This is a genomic window from Alcanivorax limicola (assembly GCF_019931215.1).
Lineage (GTDB): Bacteria > Pseudomonadota > Gammaproteobacteria > Pseudomonadales > Alcanivoracaceae > Isoalcanivorax > Isoalcanivorax limicola.
This window is the reverse complement of the sequence record NZ_JAIOUB010000001.1, coordinates 780,334-801,309: the sequence shown is the minus strand read 5'-3', so window position 1 is coordinate 801,309 and position 20,976 is coordinate 780,334. Positions and strand designations below refer to the sequence as shown.

25 protein-coding genes are annotated in these 20,976 nt (G+C 54.3%); 24 read left to right on the top strand and 1 reads right to left on the bottom strand.

All coding sequences use genetic code 11. From position 1 onward, the window contains the following. Positions 1–18: 18 nt before the first annotated feature. Positions 19–531 (top strand): transcription/translation regulatory transformer protein RfaH, encoded by a 513-nt coding sequence (rfaH, locus tag K8B33_RS03525; protein ID WP_223423355.1) that lies wholly within the window; start codon positions 19–21, stop codon positions 529–531. A 63-nt stretch (positions 532–594) separates the two neighbouring features. Then, positions 595–999, top strand: a complete 405-nt coding sequence (locus K8B33_RS03520) for a MarR family EPS-associated transcriptional regulator (protein WP_223423352.1) — start codon at positions 595–597, stop codon at positions 997–999. Positions 1,000–1,017: 18 nt separating this feature from the next. Here K8B33_RS03520 and K8B33_RS03515 read toward each other — a convergent pair whose 3' ends face one another. Further along, positions 1,018–1,803: a hypothetical protein gene (locus K8B33_RS03515; protein ID WP_223423350.1), complete on the bottom strand. Its 786-nt coding sequence runs from the start codon at positions 1,801–1,803 to the stop codon at positions 1,018–1,020. 183 nt (positions 1,804–1,986) lie between these two features. Between K8B33_RS03515 and K8B33_RS03510 the strand changes: the two genes are divergently transcribed. The 22 genes from K8B33_RS03510 (at position 1,987) to cysC (ending at position 20,877) form a co-directional block, all read left to right on the top strand. After that, positions 1,987–2,820, top strand: a complete 834-nt coding sequence (locus K8B33_RS03510; RefSeq protein WP_223423348.1) for a sulfotransferase domain-containing protein — start codon at positions 1,987–1,989, stop codon at positions 2,818–2,820. Between the two features lie 112 nt (positions 2,821–2,932). Then, complete coding sequence (locus tag K8B33_RS03505; RefSeq protein WP_223423345.1) at positions 2,933–3,130, top strand: helix-turn-helix transcriptional regulator; 198 nt, start codon at positions 2,933–2,935, stop codon at positions 3,128–3,130. Continuing rightward, entirely contained in the window at positions 3,114–3,518 is a 405-nt protein-coding gene (locus K8B33_RS03500) for a hypothetical protein (protein WP_223423342.1), read from the top strand. Before K8B33_RS03505 ends, K8B33_RS03500 begins: the two co-directional genes overlap by 17 nt. Positions 3,519–4,251: 733 nt before the next feature. Further along, complete coding sequence (locus tag K8B33_RS03495; protein WP_223423339.1) at positions 4,252–4,551, top strand: BrnA antitoxin family protein; 300 nt, start codon at positions 4,252–4,254, stop codon at positions 4,549–4,551. Positions 4,552–5,083: 532 nt separating this feature from the next. Continuing rightward, positions 5,084–6,325 (top strand): lipopolysaccharide biosynthesis protein, encoded by a 1,242-nt coding sequence (locus K8B33_RS03490; protein WP_223423337.1) that lies wholly within the window; start codon positions 5,084–5,086, stop codon positions 6,323–6,325. Between the two features lie 10 nt (positions 6,326–6,335). Next, the gene (locus K8B33_RS03485) at positions 6,336–7,502 is read left to right on the top strand and encodes a glycosyltransferase family 4 protein (RefSeq protein ID WP_223423335.1); all 1,167 of its coding nucleotides are present in this window, start codon (positions 6,336–6,338) and stop codon (positions 7,500–7,502) included. After that, on the top strand, positions 7,489–8,598 hold the full coding sequence (locus tag K8B33_RS03480) for a polysaccharide pyruvyl transferase family protein (RefSeq protein WP_223423333.1): 1,110 nt from the start codon (positions 7,489–7,491) through the stop codon (positions 8,596–8,598). Before K8B33_RS03485 ends, K8B33_RS03480 begins: the two co-directional genes overlap by 14 nt. Positions 8,599–8,612: 14 nt before the next feature. Beyond that, positions 8,613–9,884 carry a hypothetical protein gene (locus K8B33_RS03475; protein ID WP_223423330.1) on the top strand — a complete coding sequence of 424 codons (1,272 nt, stop codon included), beginning with the start codon at positions 8,613–8,615 and terminating at the stop codon, positions 9,882–9,884. 5 nt (positions 9,885–9,889) lie between these two features. Next, on the top strand, positions 9,890–10,831 hold the full coding sequence (locus tag K8B33_RS03470) for a sulfotransferase domain-containing protein (RefSeq protein ID WP_223423328.1): 942 nt from the start codon (positions 9,890–9,892) through the stop codon (positions 10,829–10,831). Further along, on the top strand, positions 10,828–12,045 hold the full coding sequence (locus tag K8B33_RS03465; protein ID WP_223423326.1) for a glycosyltransferase family 4 protein: 1,218 nt from the start codon (positions 10,828–10,830) through the stop codon (positions 12,043–12,045). The genes K8B33_RS03470 and K8B33_RS03465 overlap by 4 nt, the downstream gene beginning before the upstream one ends. Continuing rightward, positions 12,046–12,642 carry a sugar transferase gene (locus tag K8B33_RS03460; RefSeq protein WP_223423324.1) on the top strand — a complete coding sequence of 199 codons (597 nt, stop codon included), beginning with the start codon at positions 12,046–12,048 and terminating at the stop codon, positions 12,640–12,642. After that, entirely contained in the window at positions 12,639–13,262 is a 624-nt protein-coding gene (locus K8B33_RS03455; protein WP_223423321.1) for an acetyltransferase, read from the top strand. The genes K8B33_RS03460 and K8B33_RS03455 overlap by 4 nt, the downstream gene beginning before the upstream one ends. Positions 13,263–13,278: 16 nt before the next feature. After that, entirely contained in the window at positions 13,279–14,457 is a 1,179-nt protein-coding gene (locus tag K8B33_RS03450; RefSeq protein ID WP_223423319.1) for a DegT/DnrJ/EryC1/StrS family aminotransferase, read from the top strand. A gap of 311 nt (positions 14,458–14,768) precedes the next feature. Continuing rightward, positions 14,769–15,122 carry a type II toxin-antitoxin system RelE/ParE family toxin gene (locus K8B33_RS03445; protein ID WP_223423317.1) on the top strand — a complete coding sequence of 118 codons (354 nt, stop codon included), beginning with the start codon at positions 14,769–14,771 and terminating at the stop codon, positions 15,120–15,122. Between the two features lies 1 nt (position 15,123). Then, positions 15,124–15,426, top strand: a complete 303-nt coding sequence (locus K8B33_RS03440) for a helix-turn-helix domain-containing protein (RefSeq protein ID WP_223423313.1) — start codon at positions 15,124–15,126, stop codon at positions 15,424–15,426. Further along, positions 15,398–15,571, top strand: a complete 174-nt coding sequence (locus K8B33_RS03435; RefSeq protein ID WP_223423311.1) for a hypothetical protein — start codon at positions 15,398–15,400, stop codon at positions 15,569–15,571. Before K8B33_RS03440 ends, K8B33_RS03435 begins: the two co-directional genes overlap by 29 nt. 137 nt (positions 15,572–15,708) lie before the next feature. Further along, a complete protein-coding gene (locus tag K8B33_RS03430; protein WP_223423309.1) occupies positions 15,709–16,035 on the top strand; it encodes a type II toxin-antitoxin system RelE/ParE family toxin in 327 nt (108 codons plus the stop codon). A gap of 2 nt (positions 16,036–16,037) precedes the next feature. Continuing rightward, a complete protein-coding gene (locus K8B33_RS03425; RefSeq protein WP_223423307.1) occupies positions 16,038–16,364 on the top strand; it encodes a helix-turn-helix domain-containing transcriptional regulator in 327 nt (108 codons plus the stop codon). A 118-nt stretch (positions 16,365–16,482) separates the two neighbouring features. After that, entirely contained in the window at positions 16,483–17,502 is a 1,020-nt protein-coding gene (locus K8B33_RS03420) for an NAD-dependent epimerase (protein ID WP_223423305.1), read from the top strand. A gap of 16 nt (positions 17,503–17,518) precedes the next feature. Beyond that, complete coding sequence (locus K8B33_RS03415; RefSeq protein WP_223423303.1) at positions 17,519–18,481, top strand: DHH family phosphoesterase; 963 nt, start codon at positions 17,519–17,521, stop codon at positions 18,479–18,481. Then, positions 18,478–20,250 (top strand): SLC13 family permease, encoded by a 1,773-nt coding sequence (locus K8B33_RS03410; RefSeq protein ID WP_223423300.1) that lies wholly within the window; start codon positions 18,478–18,480, stop codon positions 20,248–20,250. Before K8B33_RS03415 ends, K8B33_RS03410 begins: the two co-directional genes overlap by 4 nt. A gap of 12 nt (positions 20,251–20,262) precedes the next feature. After that, positions 20,263–20,877 (top strand): adenylyl-sulfate kinase, encoded by a 615-nt coding sequence (gene cysC / locus K8B33_RS03405; RefSeq protein ID WP_223423298.1) that lies wholly within the window; start codon positions 20,263–20,265, stop codon positions 20,875–20,877. Positions 20,878–20,976: the final 99 nt, after the last annotated feature.

The window sequence follows — 20,976 nt, the reverse complement described above, 5'->3', positions numbered from 1 at the left end:
CGGGTTCAAGGAGAGATCATGCAAGCCAAGATGGCACAGACCGGAAGCTGGTTCCTGATTCAGAGCAAACCCCGCCAGGGTACACGGGCCGAACAGAATCTGATTAACCAGGGCTACCGGTGCTACTTCCCCCGGATCTGCGTCGACCGCTTGCGCGGTGGTCGCCGCCAGCAGGTGAGGGAGGCACTGTTTCCCGGCTATCTTTTCGTGTACCTGCGCCCCGGGGCCGACAGCTGGCAACCGATTCGCTCTACCCGCGGCGTGCAACGCCTGGTGACCTTCGACAACAAGCCTGTGCCGGTTGCCGATGACATTATCAACAGTATTCGCGTTCAGATAGATCAGCGAGAAAGCGCCAGGCCGGCGCTGTTCCGTACCGGCGAGATGCTGCGCATTACCCGCGGCCCGTTTGCCGACGTGCAGGCCATTTTCCAGGGTTTCGATGGCGAAGAGCGGGTGGTGGTGCTGCTGGAGCTGATGCATCGACGCCAGCGCCTGGTCATACAGATGGCGGATGTCGCGGCGGGTTGATGGCCTTGCCTGACTGGCCGCTCAATTTGCCATTCTGTGAAAGACCGTGCCAGAATCTGTTCAATGACTGAACAGACAACAAAAACACAGCCCTCCGCCGAGCCATCGGCAACCACACACAGTGCCCTGATATCCGAGGATGCGCACCTGCGCCTGTTGCGCCTGATTGAGGAGGCCCCGGAGCTGTCGCAGCGCGAACTGGCCGAACGGCTGGGTGTCAGCCTCGGCAAAGTGAATTACTGCGTACGTGCGCTGGTGGAAAAAGGCTGGATCAAGGCCGAGAACTTTCGTCGCAGCAACAACAAGAAAGCGTACCTCTACAAGCTCACTCCCGGCGGCATCAAGGAAAAAGCCGCCCTGACGCTGCGCTTCCTGCGCCGCAAGGAAGCCGAGCACGACGCCCTGATCCGTGAAATCGCTGAACTCAGGGCGGAGCTCACGGCAAACCCGGGTCTGAAGCGTGACTGATCAATCACCCCGCCCGGGTCAACCCGCCCAGGCCCGCAAGTAGGCTGCCACAGCGTCCGCCACCCCTTGGCTGGCGACCAGGTTGTCCTTACCGGCATCCCGTAACAGCCCCGGCGTTGGGAGGCCCCCTTCGGACAGCAGCTGTGTGATGGCCTCGCGTACCGGCGCCTTGCCCTGATCGCGGCTGAACCCGAATACCGCGCGACGCTGCTCGCCCCCCTGAATGGACCAGGTTAGCGAGAGCATGGCGGTGAAGAAGGTGCGCCCTGACAGGTCAGCGGCCTGCGCCTGACGAATTTCCTCGGCATCGAATAGTGTCAGGTCGATACCTCGCAAATCCGTCAGCGGCACCTCTGCCAGCACGGCGTTCAGATCGTTCCACGGTATTCCCTTGATGGGGCCCTCGCAGACCTGCTTGTCCGCCCGGCACAACACTATCGTTGCCGGTGACAGCAGCGCGACGCAGCAGGCATGGCGCAAGTTCTCGGGTGGCTTCTTTGCCAGCACAGGCTCACCACGGCGGTTAAGCAGCGCCTGCCCTGATGCATCCAGCCGTTCGGTACCGCGGTAATACATCAGTGGCAGGCAGATCTGGCTGAAGCCGTAGTCGCGCCAGCGCCAACGCCGTAGCGTGGTGCGCAGACCACCAAACAGCACCATCAGTGGCCCCAGCACCCCGAAAAGCAGTGCCCCGGTCAGCCAGAGGCCATGATCAAAACCCAGAAAAAAACCGACAACGAGCAATAGTGCCCAGACGAACACAATACTGCCCAGCAATGGCAGGAAATGACCCAGATACCGCATGACGCCCTCCGTCCCCGTTCAGATCACCCTGAGAGGGACAGCATGCCTGATTTCTGCACACGTCAGCCAATATGCCTTTTCCGGGGGAATAGGGTTATTATGTGCGAGGGCGAGGTTTGGCACCAAAATGTAATGGCGAAATTGTAAATTTCAGCTTGTATTGCTCTTGTAATCGGGGGATCAGTGAAAAGGGCGTTGCGAAAATTTACCCAAGGTATTTTAAAATTGGTGCGGTATGTGACATCCCCGCTCCGAGCCAGGCCGCATGTCATTATTGCCGGGACACAGAAAGGTGGCACAACCAGCCTGTTTGATTACCTTTCCCAGCATCCGGAGATGGCACCCAGCTTCCGAAAAGAGGTGCACTTTTTCGATGGCGGGTTGAACCCGGCGGTGGACCGGTATAAGAAAGGCTTGCGCTGGTACCGTGCCAACTTTCCGCTGGCTGCCGCCGTTGCTGACAAAGTGGTCTATGAAGCCTCGCCGTTATACCTCTTCTCGCCGGTTGCGGCACCGAGAATACAGAAGGCATTTCCAGACACCAAAATTATCATCCTGTTAAGAAACCCTGTTGAGCGCGCCATCTCCCATTATTTCCACCAGAAAAGAAAGGGCCGGGAGACCCGGGAAGCAGACGAGGCCTTGCTGGACAACGAAGATTTCGTGCGCCAGGCGCTCGAATCGGGCGATTTCAAGAATTATGATTTCATCAAGAAATCATACAAGGCGCGGGGCAAGTATTACGAACAGCTCAAGCGCTACTATGAGCTTTTCCCGAGCGAGCAGATACTGGTGCTATCCAGCGAGGAGTTCTTCGCAGAGCCAGACCGCGTGCTGAGCGAGGTGTTTCGATTCTGCGGTGTGAAGGAAGACGTCTCCATTGACAATACCGTCGCCAGAAACGTTGGCGTTAACAGGGAAGCGGTGGACCCTGAGGTTTACGATTATCTTGTAGATTACTTCGCTTCGGAGAAAGACCAGGTGGCTGCTCTCGTTGGCAGACGATTCAACTGGTAAAGGCCTGACCCCAAACCCCCGCCACCCAATCCAATCCGCCAATCACCTGCACCTCCTCACCCAATGCCAAGCAAGCTTTGCATTTTCCGAAAGTGCCAAGTAAGCTTGGCATATGATCAATCACATACGTGCCCTGCGCAAAGCACGCCAACTGACCCAGGCAGAACTGGCCGAGCAGATGGAGGTGTCCCGCAATACGATCAACTCCATCGAAATGGGGCGCTATATCCCGTCGCTGCCACTGGCCCTGGCGCTGGCGCGTTTTTTTGGCAGGCCCGTAGAGGAGGTGTTCGATGATCAGAGCGGCTGAATCCCGCCACGGCAACAAACCCCTGTTGGTGCCCGTAACCGCCCTGGTGCTCGGGGCAATCATGTTTCTGACGGCCTGGCTGGCCGCCGGTGAGCCCGTGGTTGGTCTGGTGATGCTGGGCATCATGCTGGCGTATGCGGCTGTGATGCGCTTCGGCCAGCGCTTCGAGGCCGTGCAGATACTCAGCAACGAACCACCCCTGGACGAACGCCATGCGCAGATCCAACTGCGCGCCGTAGCCACGGCCTATTACATGGTCCTGGTGGTGGCACTGGCCGGAGCACTTTGGGAAGTGTCCCAAAGCCAACCCGGCGCATTCACGCTGATCTGCTCGGTGGGTGGTCTGACGCACATGATCTCCGCGGTGATGTTGCGCCGCAGGGTCTGATCAGATCAGCGTGGTGGTGCGCCGGTGCGCTTCGCTGCGCTCAGCACACCCTACGTATTCCACACGCCCACCCCGTAGGGTGTGCTGAGCCAAAGGCGAAGCGCACCGCACCGCACCGCACCGCACCGCACCGCACCGCACCGCACCGCACCGCACCGCACCGCACCACACCACACCACACCACACCACACCACACCACACCACACCACACCACACCACACCACACCACACCACACCACACCACACCACACCACACCACACCACACCACACCACACCACACCACACCGCGCCGCACCGCACCGCACCGCACCGCACCGCGCCGCACCGCACCACACCGCACCACACCGCGCCGCGCCGCGCCGCACCATCTACCACACCGCCACTTACCGAACGCCCCACCAACTTCAATACACCTACAAATCCTTAATCCCTGGCTGACAGACAGCCATATCCGTCTCTGAGAAGGTATCAATCCGACGCCATACTGTTCCAACAGTATTAGTCTATATTTTGTTCATTTTATGTAGATGCAAAAAACATGGATGTTACGTATGATGAGGACAAGAGTCTCCGGAATACGCTGGAGCTTCGACCTCGTTCATCATTTCGAGTGGGGCTCGGCTCTGATGAGGGAGGACAAGCGGCGTAATTATGGTGAGCCCAGATACGTCGCGATGGGACCGATTTACGAGAGACTTCATGTGCTGGTTTTCCCCCGAGAGGTAAACAGATATGAGCGCCAGAAACCCCGACACTGAGCCCCCCGATGACACCAACCCGGAATGGCAAGACAAGGATTTTGCTGCTGCGCGCCCCGCGGGCGAAATACTGCCCGGTCTGTTCGGCAAGCCTCAGACTGACGCGATGCTGCGCCCGCGTCGAGGTCGCCCCCCGGCCACGCATCGCAAAGAGCAGGTGAGCCTGCGTCTGGATCCGGATGTCATTGAGGCATTCCGCGCCACCGGCCCGGGTTGGCAAACACGGATGAATCAGGCGCTCCGAGACTGGCTGAGCGAACATCACAGGCCCTGATCCAGGAGCATACTGCGAATGGGTGCCCGGTTGGCAGGCACGCGCGAACCGCCCCCAGACCGTAAAATTCCCGCACAAGCGCACCTGGCGCACACCACCAGCCCACCCGGACCGCTACACTCCACTCGCCTTCATTCGGCACCCGAACACACCTCGCACGCCCGTGCAGAGAAGTTGAAGTCCGTCACACTTTCATCCAGACTTCACATTTGTGTTCAACCATTGAACAGATAGGTGGTCTACTCCGTGTCTGCTGTCCCTCACAGGGCATACCGGACCACGGGGCACCCACCCGTATGACGGCCGAAAAGGCCACGCCATCAGGGAAAGGCGACAAATCCTGGGGCGGTAGCGTGTCTGAAGACTCTGCATTGCTGGGCCGGGGTGGCAATTCCCCGGTGGCGACTAAACTTGGCCGTAATGAGTCGTATTTGGTTGCCGTCGCTATAAACTGTGATCAGCTTTCAAGCGGTCAAGAGGCAGTTCCGCTGCTCGCTTCCGCAATTTTTAGCCCGTCCGGATGATACAAAAATTGATCAAAGATATAGCGAGGGTTTTAGGTAGTGGAGTGGGGGCGCAAGCTATATACCTATGCGCGTTGCCGCTAATTGCGAGGCTCTATGGCCCTAGTGAATACGCGCCATATGGCATCTTCGTTGCGCTACTAAACCTTTCTGTTATCGGCCTGACTTTGAAATGGGAGATAGCTTTAGCCTACAAAAAGGAAAGCAAAGAAATAGAGGCATTTGTAAACTCATTTTGGGTGCTGATTCTCTTTGCCACGTTCTTGGGAGCGGGGGCGCTTTCCCTTTCTTTTTTCTTATTAGATCCATATAAGTTTAAGTTTGCTCTTTATATTCTGATAAGTGCAGTAACCCTGGCCATCTATAACTTGCTTGAAATGTACTTGGTAAAGGTTCGGGAGTTTTTGCTCCTTGCCGTGTCAAGATTTTGCAAGGTTATATCATTGGTTGGTCTCCAGCTCCTTATTCCAGCAATAATGGGAGAGTCGTCCTGGGATATGCTTGTGGTATCGCATTTTATTTCAATGTCACTAGGGGTGATTATTCTTTTTCTAATGGGCAGTCGGTCGCGTTTCATAGCAGTAAAAATACTTCCAAGCAGAAGAGTAAATATAAAAGAGTCAATCAGAGAGTTTAAGGCTGAACGCACCCATTTATACTTTAACGCACCGCAAGCCTTCCTGAACTCGCTGTCCAAAACCATGCCCTACTTGGTTCTTCCTGCTGCCGGAGGCGCTTCGATTATAGGTATTTTCTCCATGGCCGATAGGCTCATTAGGGCGCCCTTGAGTGTCGTAAGCAACACGATAAAGCAAGTGGTCACCGTCAGTGCCGGAGTGGACTTGAAGGAAGCATACCTAAACACCAGAAAGATGGTTTTTGCTATAGCCATCGTGTCTCTGCCTCTGCTGATGGTGTCATATATATATATAGACATGTTGGCTGAATGGATATTTGGGCATGATTGGCGGGGGTTGGGAACGGTGATCTGGTACTTATGCCTGTACGCTGTAGGTTCGACTTTGGCATTACCATACTTGGCCATAAACAGGGCTTTAAAATATCATAAAGCTCTGGCGATGTACGAGCTGCTCTCAATGGTGTTGAAGGCTTTGACGCTCGCGCTGGTAGCCTTCAATCTCGGTACACTTGCGGCGATTAAGGTATACGGGGTCCTATGTCTTCTCATTTATCTGACCTTTGCCATTGTCTCGGATTTCGCGGTTGCGAGAAAAATTAAGCTGCAATGAAAGGTAAAGTATGAAACTAGCATATATATTCACTGCCTTCCCTGTTCGCAGTCAGAGTTTTGGAGTTAGCGAGCTAAAGTCCTTGGATAAGGTGGGGTGCCGCGTCGATATATACAGGCAAGAAGATAAGTGGCCAGTCGAGGGTTTCGGTATTGAGGGTCTATCGCTCCAAAAGATCAGGTTAGGTGAGAAGTTAAGGAGTCTGTTCTCTCCGTTATTTATTCTGATGATGCTATTCTCATTAAAGTACAGCAAGAAGCCTGTTGAGCTTATCAGGGCGATTATACTGATTCCTTCGTCGTTGGCTATAGCAAGGAGAATAGTCTCGGAAGAATATGATGTAATCCATTTGTTTTGGGCCCACTACCCCTCCCTTGTTGCGTATGCAATTAAAAATTTGAAAAAGGGAGAAACGAAATTCACTACATTCTGCGGCGCTTACGATATGACAAGTGAGTACGGCTTGTCGAGATGGTCAACAAGCAACGCAAATGCAGTTATCACACATTGCAATGCGAGTCGCGATTATCTCCAGGAGAAATGGGGGGTGAAGTCGGAAGTTTTCTACAGAGGGGTTAATTTACCGGGTAATAACGCACGCACGGTTCCTAAAAGTAAATCCAGGAAAGTGATAGTTGCATCCAGGCTTATTGAGCCTAAGAGAGTTGATTTGGCAATAGATTTCTTTGTTAATCTAAAAAAAGTATGGAAGGATGCAGAGTTGAATATATACGGCGATGGCCCATTGAGAAAAGATCTTGAGATATATGCCAGCAAGCAAGGTCACGCGGGCGACATAAATTTTTTCGGTTACATAAGTCAAGATAAGCTGATAGGAAAGTTCATGGAAAGCTCCGTTATCATCCTTGCCTCAGAAAGTAAGTCAGAAAGACTTCCTAACGTGATAAAAGAAGCAATGATGGTAGGCTGCATCCCTATTTCATCACGAAGCGAAGGGATATCTGAACTTATAGCAGATGGAGAAGATGGCTTTATTGTTGATGCGGATTTGTTTCGGTTTCCTGATGTGGCGAAGAGGGTCGCCCAAGCTATTGATGAAAAGGAGGGTGAAATCAGGACCAGGAGTAGAAATAAAATAGTTTTTTTATTTAACAATGAATTGATAGCAAAGAGGAAGGTTAGACTATGGAAAGAGGTATGTAATGAATCAGCCTGATCGGAGAAAAAATATATGGCTTCATGGGTCATATTTTGGTTCCAATTTCGGTGATCTTCTTCTTGTTAGTGAGGCAAGGAAGTTAATTTCAGAGCAAGGGAATAGTTCGGTAGCCTTACCTTTCTGTGCCCCTTCTTCGCTCCGTGCCATGAATGTCTCTAGAGGATGGGGTGGCCTTATTAGTAGCCCTGAACGAGTGGTATTCTGCGGTGGAGGCTACTTTGGTGAGCCCGGTAAGAGTATAGATGAATGGACTCGCCGGTTCAATTATAGGCATGGTGTTGCTCTTTGGGCTGCGATGGAGAAAGCCAAGAGACCCCCAATAGCAGTGGGTATAGGCTTCGGACCAATATCCGCTACAAAAATTAGGGATAAGGTCGTGAGAGCTTTGAGCGCATGTGAAATATGCCACTTTAGAGACGAAGAGTCATTGCATTATTTCGAGAAGTACGGAGGTCGGGTTTCGGATGGGATGGCTGTAACTACGGATCTTGCGATTGGTTTGCACGGCACGAGCATCGAAAGCCCACAGAAAATTGAGCAGCTTCATCGTAAGGGAGTCAGGGTAGGCCTTATCCACCTTGTCGATAAGTATGAGGAGAAGTCGCACCTGCTCTCAATTATTAGCGCAATGATCGAGCTAATAAAGCAAAAAGGAGATGATTGGCGTTTCTTTGTGATAATGGATGGGAAGGGGCGTGGCTACAGTAAGACGAAGCAGGAAAGAGCAGCGGATTACCTTTTGGAGTCTGCGCTATCATGCGGTCTTGAGGTAGGGAAAATTAATTTTGAAGACTGTGACACAACAATGGCTTACTTGGCTAACGCTGATTATGTACTTACTTCTAAATTGCATGTCGGCATCGTTTCATCGGCATTTGGGAGAAATGTTTGTGCTATTCCTTATCATCCTAAGACGCCAAGGTTCTATAGGCAGATGGATGAGGCTTGGAGGTGTTTCTCGTCCCTCGACTGGAGACCGCAGAGTATTCTTGAGCACGCAAAGAGTGTGCTAGAAAGTAACTGTCCGGTGAAGATTCCTCAGGCTATGCTTGATGCGGCTGATAGGAACAAAGCGGCCCTCTTCTCCATATAGTGTGCGAGATATTCATGGAGATACTCCTTGTAATTTTAGTTTTCTTTTTTTCCATACTCGTGGGCGCACGAGGTGTGGCTCGCGATCACTACAACATGATCGCTATGATTCCGTTCTTAACGGCTGCGTGGGGTATTGTCCCGGCTTATCTGTATATCAACGGCTTCCATGAAGATTTCTTGGGGTATGGATTTCAGAATATTGATATATCGAGACGTGATAACTATGAAGCTAGAATGGCGCTGGTGAAATTATGTTTTATTTGCTTATGTTTTTCTATGTCCGCATTTCTTGTTACGTACTCACGAAATCTAAATCTGAGAAATTCAGTCGCTGATTTGGGTGGCTATAAAGTAAATCTTTTCCCTGTGTTTGTGGCCGTTTTTATATGGCTGGCAAATCTTGCGTATGTCTCGGAATTTTCTCCAAGTGGCTTGGTTAGAATATTTTCGCCAGCATATTTTGAAGACAGAAAATTTTCAAACTACATAGTTCGTGGGATTCACGTATATTTGCCGATTGCAATTGCGACAGTATTTCTGATAGCAAAACGACCGGCTCGCACACCATATATTCTCATTTCTGCTTTAGTCTTTCTAGTGCTTGTAGGGACTGGGCAGAGAAGGGAATTGATAGTTTGGCTTTTTTATTGGGCATTGCTGTCTTCCACTGTTTATGGGAAAACAGTAAATATAAGCATCGTGAAAGCATCATTCATCTCTATGTCTATACTTGTTCTATTCGTAATACTGTGGGCTATAAGAGTTTATGTTACAAACCTGTTCAGAGGGGAGGTTGTCGATCCGTTTTCGATTAGATCACCGGGTCAAGTCCTTTTTGGGAGTGCTGCGAGTGGATTTTCAACATTCCTAATTGTAATGGATTATACTGATCAATTTGGGGTTCAATGGTTCTATTCAATCATCCAGGGTTTGGTTTCTCCCATCCCCAGATTTATGTGGGAAGGCAAGCCAGTTGCTGCGGATGGGATAATTCAGTTGTACTCCGGCATGCGTGCCAGCCCATCCCTGTTTTGGTTTGGGGATTTATATTTTTCCTTTGGAGCGCTCTCCTACTTTTTTGCTTTTCTTTCTCCATTTACTATTTCATTCTTGGCCAAGTCCTCTATGTCGGTTCGCTCGGGAACCCTGTTTCCTGTTGGAATATGGATGTCATCAGGATTTATTACTTTATTTAAGAACGGCATCGGAACTTATCTGGCTAGCAGCCTAATGTTCTTCATATTCTGTGGAACCCTTTTCCTTTTTTCATTGCGTAAGGTATAGCGACTATGGCTATAGACTCCGACGATGAGAGTAAAGTTAAGATTCTTGGTCGCGATTGCTTCTTCATTGGTGTGGGGCCGACGAAAACATGTACTAGCTGGATGGATCAGATGTTCCGGCAGCATCCGGAAGTTGATTTGCCCATGCATGTAAAAGAAACTTTCTTCTTTTCATCAGAAAGCCAAGGCGGGCTTGATCGCTACGAGACCCTTTATGGGGATGCCTCGGGAAAGGTGGCGGGGGAGTTTGGACCCACATACTTCTCAGATAACCGAGCGATTCAGGCAATCAAGAAAATTGACAATGCAAAGATTATAATTAGTTTGAGAGATCCTGTCGAAAGGTCCGTCTCTCACTTTCTTCATAGCTTTGCCAAGGGAAGAGCAAAAAAGATAGATCCTGACTTCTTTAGTAACCCAAATGTTTATAGATCAAGTTTCTATTGTTATTGGGTAAAGAGATGGATTGAGGCAGTGGGAGAGGAAAATGTAATATTGATTGATTCCAGAATGGTGGCCGATTCTTATACTTCTGTTCTTTCGGGAATCTCTTCTTTTATCGGAGTTTCAGATATACCGTGGACGTCGCCCGAGAAGCGGGTTGGCGAGGGTATATCACCGCGGTTCCCGATTTTGTCAAAATTTATGGCTGGTGCGGCCTCTGTATTTCGAAGCTGGGGGTTCCATAAATTCGTCAATTTAATGAAGAAAATTGGTTTGAAGGGTGTGGCATTTAAAAATGGAAAGGTTTCGTTTGAGGAGGCGGGTGTCGATACGAAATTTCTTGAGTTCCTTCGGAATGAATTTGAATCAAGCATAAAGTTTTATTCGGATATCTTCGATGATGGGACGGGTTTTGCTTCTGGAAATAAAGCAAATGCTCTGTTGGATTTAATGTATGAGCAAAGTCCTGATGCCGTGGCCATCCCGGAAAAGGTGTTGCGATGAAAATTATTTACCTGCATCAATACTTTGTGACACCCTCAATGTCTGGAGGTACGAGATCATACGAGATGGCTCGTAGACTGGTTGCCAAGGGCCATGATGTTCATATAATCACTAGTTGGCAAGGTGATACCTCCAGAAAAGGTTGGTCCTCTGAGAAAATTGAGGGTATCAATGTTCATTGGCTGCCCGTCCACTACTCAAACCATATGAGCTATTCCGACCGAATGAAAGCGTTCGCGCGTTTTGCGATGCGTGCAGGCCCGAAGGCTGTGCAGATAGGAGGGGATGTTGTACTAGCGACAAGCACTCCTCTCACAATAGCGTTGCCGGGCGTTTATGCAGCGAGACGTTTAAAGGTTCCCATGGTGTTTGAAGTTCGTGATCTGTGGCCGGAGCTGCCCATTGCAATGGGCGCAATTTCTCATCCTTTGGCTATCTACTTGGCTGGCAAGCTCGAAAGATTCGCTTACTATAATTCAAAGAAGATAGTGGCTCTTTCTCCAGGGATGGCTGAAGGGATAAAAAGAGCGGGGTACCCAGAAAGCGAAATATACGTTATACCCAACAGCTGCGATACTGATTTGTTCAAGAGCAATGATGATTCTGGGGGGGGGTGTTTTTTTTCCTCTCTTATCGGTAGGGAGTGCAAAAAAGTCGTTCTTTATCCTGGAACTTTGGGTCACATAAATGATGTTGGTTATTTGGTTGATATTGCTGCTTCTGTGGTTAATATTGATAGTGAGATTGATTTTTTTGTCATTGGGGATGGTGCTCAGAAAGAGAAAATAATAAATAAGGCGAAAGAGATGGGGGTTCTGGGTGTGAACTTTCATTTGTTTGAAAGCATGCCAAAGAAGGACCTTGTTTCGGCATTCAGAGACGCAAGTATCGTTGCCTCTCTTTTCCTTCCACTTCCGGAAATGGAGTCGAACTCCGCCAATAAATTTTTTGATGCGCTGGCGTCAGGCACCCCAGTGATGATCAACTATAGGGGTTGGCAGAAGGAAATCCTGAAGAATAGCGGCTGTGGACTGGTTCTTGACCGAAATGTTAGTAAATCGGCGCAAGATCTTGTGGATTACTTGGCTGATTCAGAAAGCATGGAAAAGGCGTCAGTGTCGGCATTATCATTGGCTAACGGAGAGTTTAATAGAGATGCCTTGGCCATTCAGTTAGAAGCTGTAATTGTTAGTGCAGTCCAGGAAGGTGTTTGAATGATTAAAAGAAGTATGGATATTCTCGTGAGCGGCCTAGCATTGATAGGCCTGTTTCCGCTTCTGCTTATCGTTGCATTATCGATAGTTATTTTTCTTGGGAAGCCGGTTCTTTTCTGCCAAATTAGACCTGGTCTATCGGGCAGGCCTTTCCGAATGATTAAGTTTCGAACCATGACAGATTTGCGCGATGATAAAGGTTTGTTTCTTCCAGACTCAGAGCGCATTACCCGATTGGGGCGCTTTCTTCGCTCTACGAGCATAGATGAGCTGCCTGAGCTTCTAAATGTTCTCAGAGGAGATATGAGTTTGGTCGGCCCTCGCCCCCTTTTGATGGAGTATCTTCCGCTTTACTCCCCGTCACAAGCCCGCCGACACGAGGTACGACCGGGCGTCACGGGTTGGGCTCAGGTTAACGGCCGGAACGCCATAAGCTGGGAAGAGAAATTCAAGCTGGATGTCTGGTATGTTGATAACCAGTCATTGTGGCTGGATATCAAGATACTGTTCCTGACGGTCAAAAAAGTGCTGGTGCGAGACGGCATATCCGCAGAGGGCGAAGCAACCATGTCAAAGTTTACCGGTAGCAAGGAATGAAGAAGCTTGCGGTGCTTGGCGCCAGCGGCCACGGCAAGGTGGTTGCAGACTGTGCCGAGGAGGCGGGTTGGCAACAGGTGGTGTTCTTCGATGATGCCTGGCCGACCCTCAATGCCAACAGCCATTGGCACGTTCAGGGGGATTCAGCCGCGCTGCTGGCATCCCTGGCGGATTTCGATGGTGTTGTCGTGGCCATTGGCAATAACGCGGCGCGCCATACGCGGATTGCAGAGTTGCTGGACTCTGGGGCGGCGCTGGTGTCACTCCGGCATCCGGCGGCCTCGATCAGCCGGTATGCATCAATAGGCATGGGCGTGGTTGTTTTTGCCGGCGCTGTCGTCAATGCCGACACCATCATAGGTGACGGCGCCATCATCAACACGGGTGCAACGGTGGATCATGATTGTGTGATTGGCCCTGCTGCACATATCAGCCCGGGTGCGAATCTGGCCGGTGGTGTGTCCGTCAGTGAGCGAGCCTGGGTGGGTATCGGTGCGGCGGTCAAACAGTTGGTGAAGATCGGTGCAAATGCCACCGTTGGTGCAGGCGCCGTGGTGGTGCGTGATGTACCGGATGATGCGGTTGTGGTGGGTAACCCGGCGCGGCCGCTTTATCAATGAATTGCGAGATGTAGTGATGTTGAACACCCCCTTTTCCCCATGGCCGTCATTTACCCCGGAAGAAGCTGAGGCCGTGCAGCGCGTATTGCTCTCCAACAAGGTCAACTACTGGACCGGCCAGGAGGGCAGGGCGTTCGAGCGTGAATTTGCAGCCTTTACCGAGTGCGAATACGCCGTGGCAGTGGGCAATGGCACTCTGGCGCTGGATCTGGCACTCAAGGCGCTGGAGATCGGCCCTGGCGATGAGGTGGTGGTGACGCCCCGTACGTTTCTTGCCTCGGCGTCTTCCATTGCCTCTGCCGGGGCCGTGCCGGTGTTTGCGGAGGTGGATGCTGATTCGCAGAACATTACGGCGGCAACGATTGCCGCTGTGTTGTCACCGCGTACCCGCGCGGTGATCTGCGTGCATCTGGCCGGCATGCCCTGCGACATGGACCCGATCATGACGCTGGCCAATGAGCACGGATTGAAAGTGATCGAAGATTGCGCCCAGGCGCATGGGGCCCGTTATCGCGGCAAGCCGGTGGGTAGCATCGGCCATATCGGTGCCTGGTCCTTCTGCCAGGACAAGATCATGAGCACCGGCGGTGAGGGGGGCATGGTCACCACCAATGACCGTGCGCTCTGGTCCCGCATGTGGAGCTACAAGGACCACGGTAAAAGTTGGGAGGCGGTGTACGAGCGCGAGCATCCCCCCGGCTTTCGTTGGTTGCATGAAAGCTTCGGCACCAATTGGCGCCTGACGGAAATGCAGTCGGCCATCGGGCGCATTCAGCTCCAGCGCATGCCCGCCTGGCAGTCTGCTCGCCTGAATAACGCGAACCGCATATGGCAAACCGCAGCAAAGTGCCCGGGCCTGCGTGTGCCTGCGATACCGGCATGGGCCACCCATGCGGCCTACAAGTGCTATGTCTTCGTGGTGCCGGAGAGGCTGGCCGACGGCTGGTCGCGTGACCGCATTCTTCAGGAAATCAGTGCCCGTGGGGTGCCGTGTTTTTCCGGCAGTTGCTCCGAGGTGTACCTGGAGAAGGCCTTTGATGGAACGGGCTTCCGCCCCGAAGCACGTTTGCCCGTCGCTCGCGAACTGGGCGAAACCAGCCTGATGTTCCTGGTGCATCCCACCCTGACCGAAGCGGAAATGGCCCTGACGTGCCGGGTGTTGGAAGCGGTGATGGGGGAGGCTGGGTTGGGGTGAATGGGCTGGTTGTTGGGTTTGGTGCGCTTCGCCTTGCTCAGGACACCCTACGGGGGGCGCAGCCTTATCGTAGGGTGTGCTGAGCAAGGCGAAGCGCACCGAGCCGCACGCATCGGCCCACACCGGCCCACCGCACCGTCCCACCTGAAATCTCACGCCCAACTACGGCATCGGCTGACAAGGATTTCAGCCGGGGCGTACAGCCCGCTTCTATTTAATCGCATAGGCTCATTTGAGATGGAGGTGCGGAAACGCCGCATTATAGCTTGAATACTATATAGGTCTTTTGCTATATTCAGGGATGAAATGGTATGTGGCGTGTGGAGACGACGGACATATTTGATCGTTGGTTTGACCATCTGGATGAAAAAGACAGGGTCAATGTGCTTGCAGGTATGCTGGTGCTGAGCAGAAAAGGGCCGATGTTATCCCGCCCGTATGCAGACACTGTCAAAGGCTCTGAATATTCGAACATGAAAGAATTGCGCATTCAGAGTAAGGGCGTTCCGATCAGGGCATTCTTTGCGTTCGATCCGCAAAGAAGCGCAATTCTACTTTGTGCAGGCAAGAAGAGCGGCCGGAGCAAGCGCTTTTACGATGAGATGATCCTGCTCGCAGATCGAGCATACCGTACGCATTTACGTCAGCTTGATGAAGGTGATTAACATGGCCAGAACATTGAACGAGATTCTGGAATCGGAGAAACCTGAAGTCGTAAGGAAAGCGGGCGAGAAGGCGGATGCCATCATACTGGATATTCATTTGGCAGAAATTCGCACGCTGCTGGCAAAGACGCAGGTAGACGTTGCCCAGGCGCTTGGTGTCAAGCAGCCAACGGTGGCTGGGATGGAGCGCAGCGGCCAGGATCTGCGACTTTCTTCGCTCAAGCGGTATGTAGAGGCATTGGGAGGCAAGGTGTCAGTGGACATCGAGCTGCCCGATGGCGGGCATCACAGTTTCTCACTTTGAAGGTTGTGCGGCGCCTTTGCCCCTCGCCCGCGAACTGGGCGAAACCAGCTTGATGTTCCTGGTGCATCCCACCCTGACCGAAGCGGAAATGGCCTTGACGTGCCGGGTGTTGGAAGCGGTGATGGGGGAGGCGGGGTTGGGATGAATGCGGTATCGGCTGACAGGAATTTCAGCCGGGGCTTACAGCGCTCTATTCGGTAAACACACAAACTGGCTCCCTCATACAGCGCCTTCGGTGGCTGGATATATGGTAACGAATAGGTTACTATCGTAGGGGTGTGAATGTGGATACTGGAAGAGTATCTCGACGCTCAGAAGAGGTCGCCATTTGCCAGTTGGTTCAACAGCTTGCCGGCCACTGAGGCCGCTCGTGTAGCGCATGTGCTGGCGAGGATGGAAGCTGGAAATTTCGGTGACACTAAGTCGGTAGGCGAAGGTGTGCAGGAACGCCGTATTCATACCGGGCCTGGATATCGGGTTTATTTCGCTCATGCATCGGGGCGTGTCGTGTTGTTGCTGGGTGGTGGGTCCAAACGGCGGCAGCGCTGGGACATCACGCAGGCTAAGGCGCGTTGGCGCGACTATATTCAGCGTAGCAGCGGAGAGTAAGCATGGCACTGACGAAGGCATTCCGGGAAACCGTGCGCGCTCGCGCGCAAGACGATGCAGCGTTCCGCAGGGCACTGCTCACTGAGGCGGGAAGCGCTCTCGTGCAGGGCGATGCAGACGGCGCCCGTGCGCTGTTGCGCGACTACATCAATGCCACCATGGGCTTTGAAGCACTCGCCCACGCCAGCGGCATTGCTGTGAAAAGCCTGCATCGTATGTTTGGCGCCCAGGGTAACCCCACATTGGGCAACCTCACGCGGGTGCTCCAGGTGCTTAATGAACAAGAGGGCATTATGCCGGATGTCTCGGCCCGGCCGATTGAGGCTTGATCCGTTGGGGAGCTCCGGTGTGTATCGGGGTGAGGCCCAAGCATGTGCTGTATGATCTCAAGTATGTTCTGCCGAGAACGACGGTGGACCTGCGCCTTTAATGAAGACTGAGGGCAACATGAAAATTCTGGTTACCGGCAACGCCGGCTTCATCGGCTTCCACACGGCGCGGCGCTTGCTGGAGCGGGGCGACAGTGTCGTTGGCTTCGATGTGGTCAATGACTATTACGATGTGGCCATCAAGGAAGCCCGGCTGAAGATTCTGGAAGAGACTGCGGCACGCACTGGCAGTGAGTATGCCTTTGTGCGGCAGGATCTGGCGGATCAGCAGGCGGTGAATGCGGCCTTTGCCGAGCACAAGCCGGATCGGGTGATCCACCTGGCGGCACAGGCGGGGGTGCGGTATTCCATTGAAAATCCCCATGCCTATGTACAAAGCAATCTGGTGGCGTTTACCAATATTCTGGAGGCGTGCCGCCAGGGCGGGATTGAGCATCTGACCTATGCCAGCACCAGCAGCGTGTATGGCGCCAACACCAAAATGCCGTTCTGCGAACATGACAGTGTGAATCATCCGCTGCAGTTCTATGCCGCCACCAAGAAAGCCAACGAACTGATGGCGCATAGCTACAGTCATCTGTTCCGGCTGCCCACCACCGGGCTGCGTTTCTTCACGGTCTACGGGCCCTGGGGCCGGCCGGATATGGCGTTGTTCCTGTTCACCCGCAAGATTCTGGCGGGGGAGCCGATTCCGGTCTTCAATCACGGCAATCACACCCGTGATTTCACCTATGTGGACGACATCGTCGAGGGGGTTATCCGCGCCAGTGACGACATCGCCCAGCCGAATCCGGACTGGAACAGTGATACACCGGACCCGGCGACCAGTAGCGCGCCGTACCGGCTCTTCAATATCGGCAATAACAACCCGGTGAAGCTGTCGACCTATATCGAGGCATTGGAAGAGGCGCTGGGCAAAGAAGCCATCAAGGAACTGCTGCCACTGCAACCCGGTGATGTGCCGGACACCTACGCAGACTCGTCTGCGCTGGAGCAGGCGGTGGGCTACAAGCCTGCCACCCCGGTCAAAGAGGGCGTGGCGAACTTCGTTGCGTGGTACAAGACTTTCTACAGCTAACACTTCTGGGAAACACATGCATTTTGATATTTTCAACGGCGATGCCGACGGCCTGTGCGCATTGGTGCAGTTGCGCCTGGCGGAACCGAAAGACAGCACGCTGATTACCGGGGTGAAGCGCGATCTGGCGCTGGTGCAGCAGGTGCCTTTGCGTGAGGCCAGTGGCGTGACGGTGCTGGATGTGAACTTCGCGAGTAACCGGGATGCGGTGCAGGCGCTGCTGGCGCAGGATGTGCCGGTGTTTTATGTGGATCACCACAACCCCGGTGGTGACTTGCCGGTGCATCCGCAGTTTCAGGCGATTATCGAAACCGAGGCGACGGTGTGCACCAGCTTGCTGGTGGACCGGCATCTGGGTGGGCGGTATCCGGGCTGGGCTGTTGCGGCAGCGTTCGGCGATAATATGCGCGCGGTGGCGTTGGCGCGTGGCCAGCAGGCGGGCTTCAGTGAGGCCTATAGCGCGCAGCTGGAATCCCTGGGGGTGTGCCTGAATTACAATGGTTATGGTGCGTCGGTGGAGGATCTGCATTTTCATCCGGCGGATCTGTATCGGCGCTTGGTGGCGTTTGAGTCGCCGTCGGCGTTCATGACGGAGGACCGTGACACCTGGGAGCACCTGGCGGAAGGGTATCAGCAGGACATGACCCGTGGCCGTGAGGCGGCGCCGTATTACCAGGATGAACGGGTGTCTGTGATCTGCCTGCCGAATGCGGCCTGGGCACGGCGTGTCAGTGGCGTGCTGGGCAATGAGCTGGCCAATGCGGCGCCGGGCCGGGCGCATGCGGTGGTGACGCATACGCCGGGCGGCGATCTGGCGGTGAGCATTCGTGCGCCGTTGGAGAAGCCGGAAGGCGCGGATGTGTTGGCGAAGCGGTTTCCCACCGGGGGTGGGCGCAAAGGGGCGGCAGGGGTTAATGTGCTGCCGGTGGCGCAGTTGGATGCATTTGTGGCAGCGATGCGTGAGGTGTGGGGCTTTTGACCTTCGATATCGCACTGACATTGCTTGTTGTAGCCGGCGTACTGGGCATGCTGGCCAGCAATCGCGTGCCGGCGGATATGGCCATGATGGCGGCGCTGGTCGTGGTGGTGCTGGCCGGGGTGATTTCGCCGGCGGAGGCGCTGCTGGGCTTCGCCAACACGGGCCTGATGACGGTGGCGGCCCTGTATGTGGTGGCGGCGGCATTGCGGGATACCGGGGCGATTTACTGGCTGGCGCATCGCTTTCTCGGGCAGCCACGTTCGCCGGGCAGGGCGTTGGGGCGGGTAGTCGCGCCCACCGCCCTGCTCAGTGCCTTCCTCAATAACACCACGGTCGTGGCGATGATGATCCCGGCGGTGCAGGAGTGGGCGCAGCGCCTGAAGGTGTCGCCGTCGCGGCTGCTGCTGCCCCTGAGCTATGCCGCCATTCTGGGGGGCACCTGTACGCTGATTGGCACCAGTACCAATCTGGTGGTGGACGGTCTGGCCCAGAAGGCCGGGCTGCCGGGCTTCCGCATCTTTGATCTGGCATGGGTCGGTGTGCCGCTGTTGCTGATTGCCGGGACCTATCTGGTGCTGGTGGGGTACCGCCTGCTGCCGGAGCGTGAAGGCATCATGGAGCAGCTGGAAAACGCGCGGGAATACCGGGTGGAGATGCGCTTGCCGGAAAAAAGCCCCTTGGCGGGCAAGAGCATTCGTGACGCCGGTCTGCGTAATCTGACCCACGGCTACCTGACGGAAATCATTCGCGGCGACAAGCTGTTCACCGCTGTGGCGCCGGATATGGAGCTGCATGAGGGTGACTATCTGGTGTTTGTCGGGGCGCCGGAATGTGCCCGTGAGCTGCAGCGTATCAATGGCCTGAAGACCGCCAATGGCGGGGTCGACAAGCTCAAACTGCGCAATCACCAGCGCTGTCTGGTGGAAGTGGTACTGGGGCGGGAATTCCCCGGCCTCGGCAAGACGGTGCGCCAGAGCGAATTTCGCACGGTCTACCAGGCTGCGATCCTGAGTGTCAGCCGCAATGGTGAGCGCATGAGCGGCAAGGTGGGCGACATCGAGTTGCGCATGGGCGATACGCTGTTGCTGGAAACCGGGCATGCCTTTGTGGAGCAGTACCGCTATCGGCGTGACTTCATGCTGGTGAGCCCGTTGCAGGATTCGGCGCCGCCGGATTTCCGCAAGGCGCCGTTGGCGGTCACTATTCTGGTGGGCATGGTGACGTTGAACGTGGTCGGCTGGCTGTCGGTGCTGGAATCGGTGTTTGTCGCCTGTGGCCTGTTGATTGGTACACGGTGTGTCACGGTCAACCGGGCGCGCCTGATGGTGAGTGTGAACCTGCCGGTGCTGGTAGTGATCGCGGCGTCGTTTGCGCTGGGTGCGGCCATGACCGAGAGCGGGGCGGCGGCCTGGGTGGTGGGGCTGGTGTTTGGTAATGTGGGCGCCTCGCCCTGGCTGGCGCTGGCACTCGTTTATCTGATGACGGTGGTGTTTACCGAACTGATCACCAACAATGCCGCAGCGGTGCTGATGTTTCCGATTGCGCTGGGGGTGGCGGAGTTCTGTGGCGTCAGCCCGATGCCGTTTGTGGTGGCGGTGATGTTTGCGGCGTCGGCGAGTTTCATTACGCCGCTGGGGTATCAGACCAATCTGATGGTGATGGGCCCGGGCGGTTACCGGTTCATGGATTACGTGCGGGTGGGGGCGCCGTTGAGTCTGATTGCGGCGGTTGTCGCGCTGACGCTGATCCCGCTGGTCTGGTCTTTTTGAGGATGATATGCGATGAGTAGCCCTTACGAGCAACGTGATAACGACAGTCCCGTCGAGGTGGTCTGGCACGCCAGTGGCGTGAGCAAGGCCGACCGGGCAAAGCTGAAAGGTCAGCAGGCGCGTTGCCTGTGGCTCACTGGCCTGTCCGGGTCCGGCAAATCGACCCTGGCGAACGCGCTGGAAGTGGCGCTGGCGGCGCAGGGGCGGCATACCTATCTGCTGGATGGTGACAATGTGCGCCATGGTCTGAACAAGGACCTGGGCATGACGGACGAGGACCGCACCGAGAATATTCGCCGGGTCGGTGAATTGTCGAAGCTGCTGGTGGATGCCGGGTTGATTGTCATCAGCGCGTTTATCTCGCCGTTCCGCTCAGACCGGGAGGCCGCGCGTGCGCTGTTTGAGCCGGGGGAGTTTATCGAAGTGTATGTGAACGCTCCGCTGGCGGCCTGTGAGCAGCGTGATCCGAAAGGGCTGTATCAGAAGGCCCGAGAGGGTTTGATCAAGGACTTCACCGGTATCGATAGCCCTTATGAGGCACCTGAAGCGCCGGAGATTACGGTCGATACGGCGGCGGATGATCTGGACACCTGTGTGCGTAAAGTGCTGGCAGCGGTGTGTAATTGATGGAGGTAGTGGTGGCGTTGGGAGCGGTGGTGGGGGGGGGGGGGGGGGGAGGACCAAAAAAAGAAAGCCGCCCCCCGCCCGGGGGGGGGGGCCCGGCCC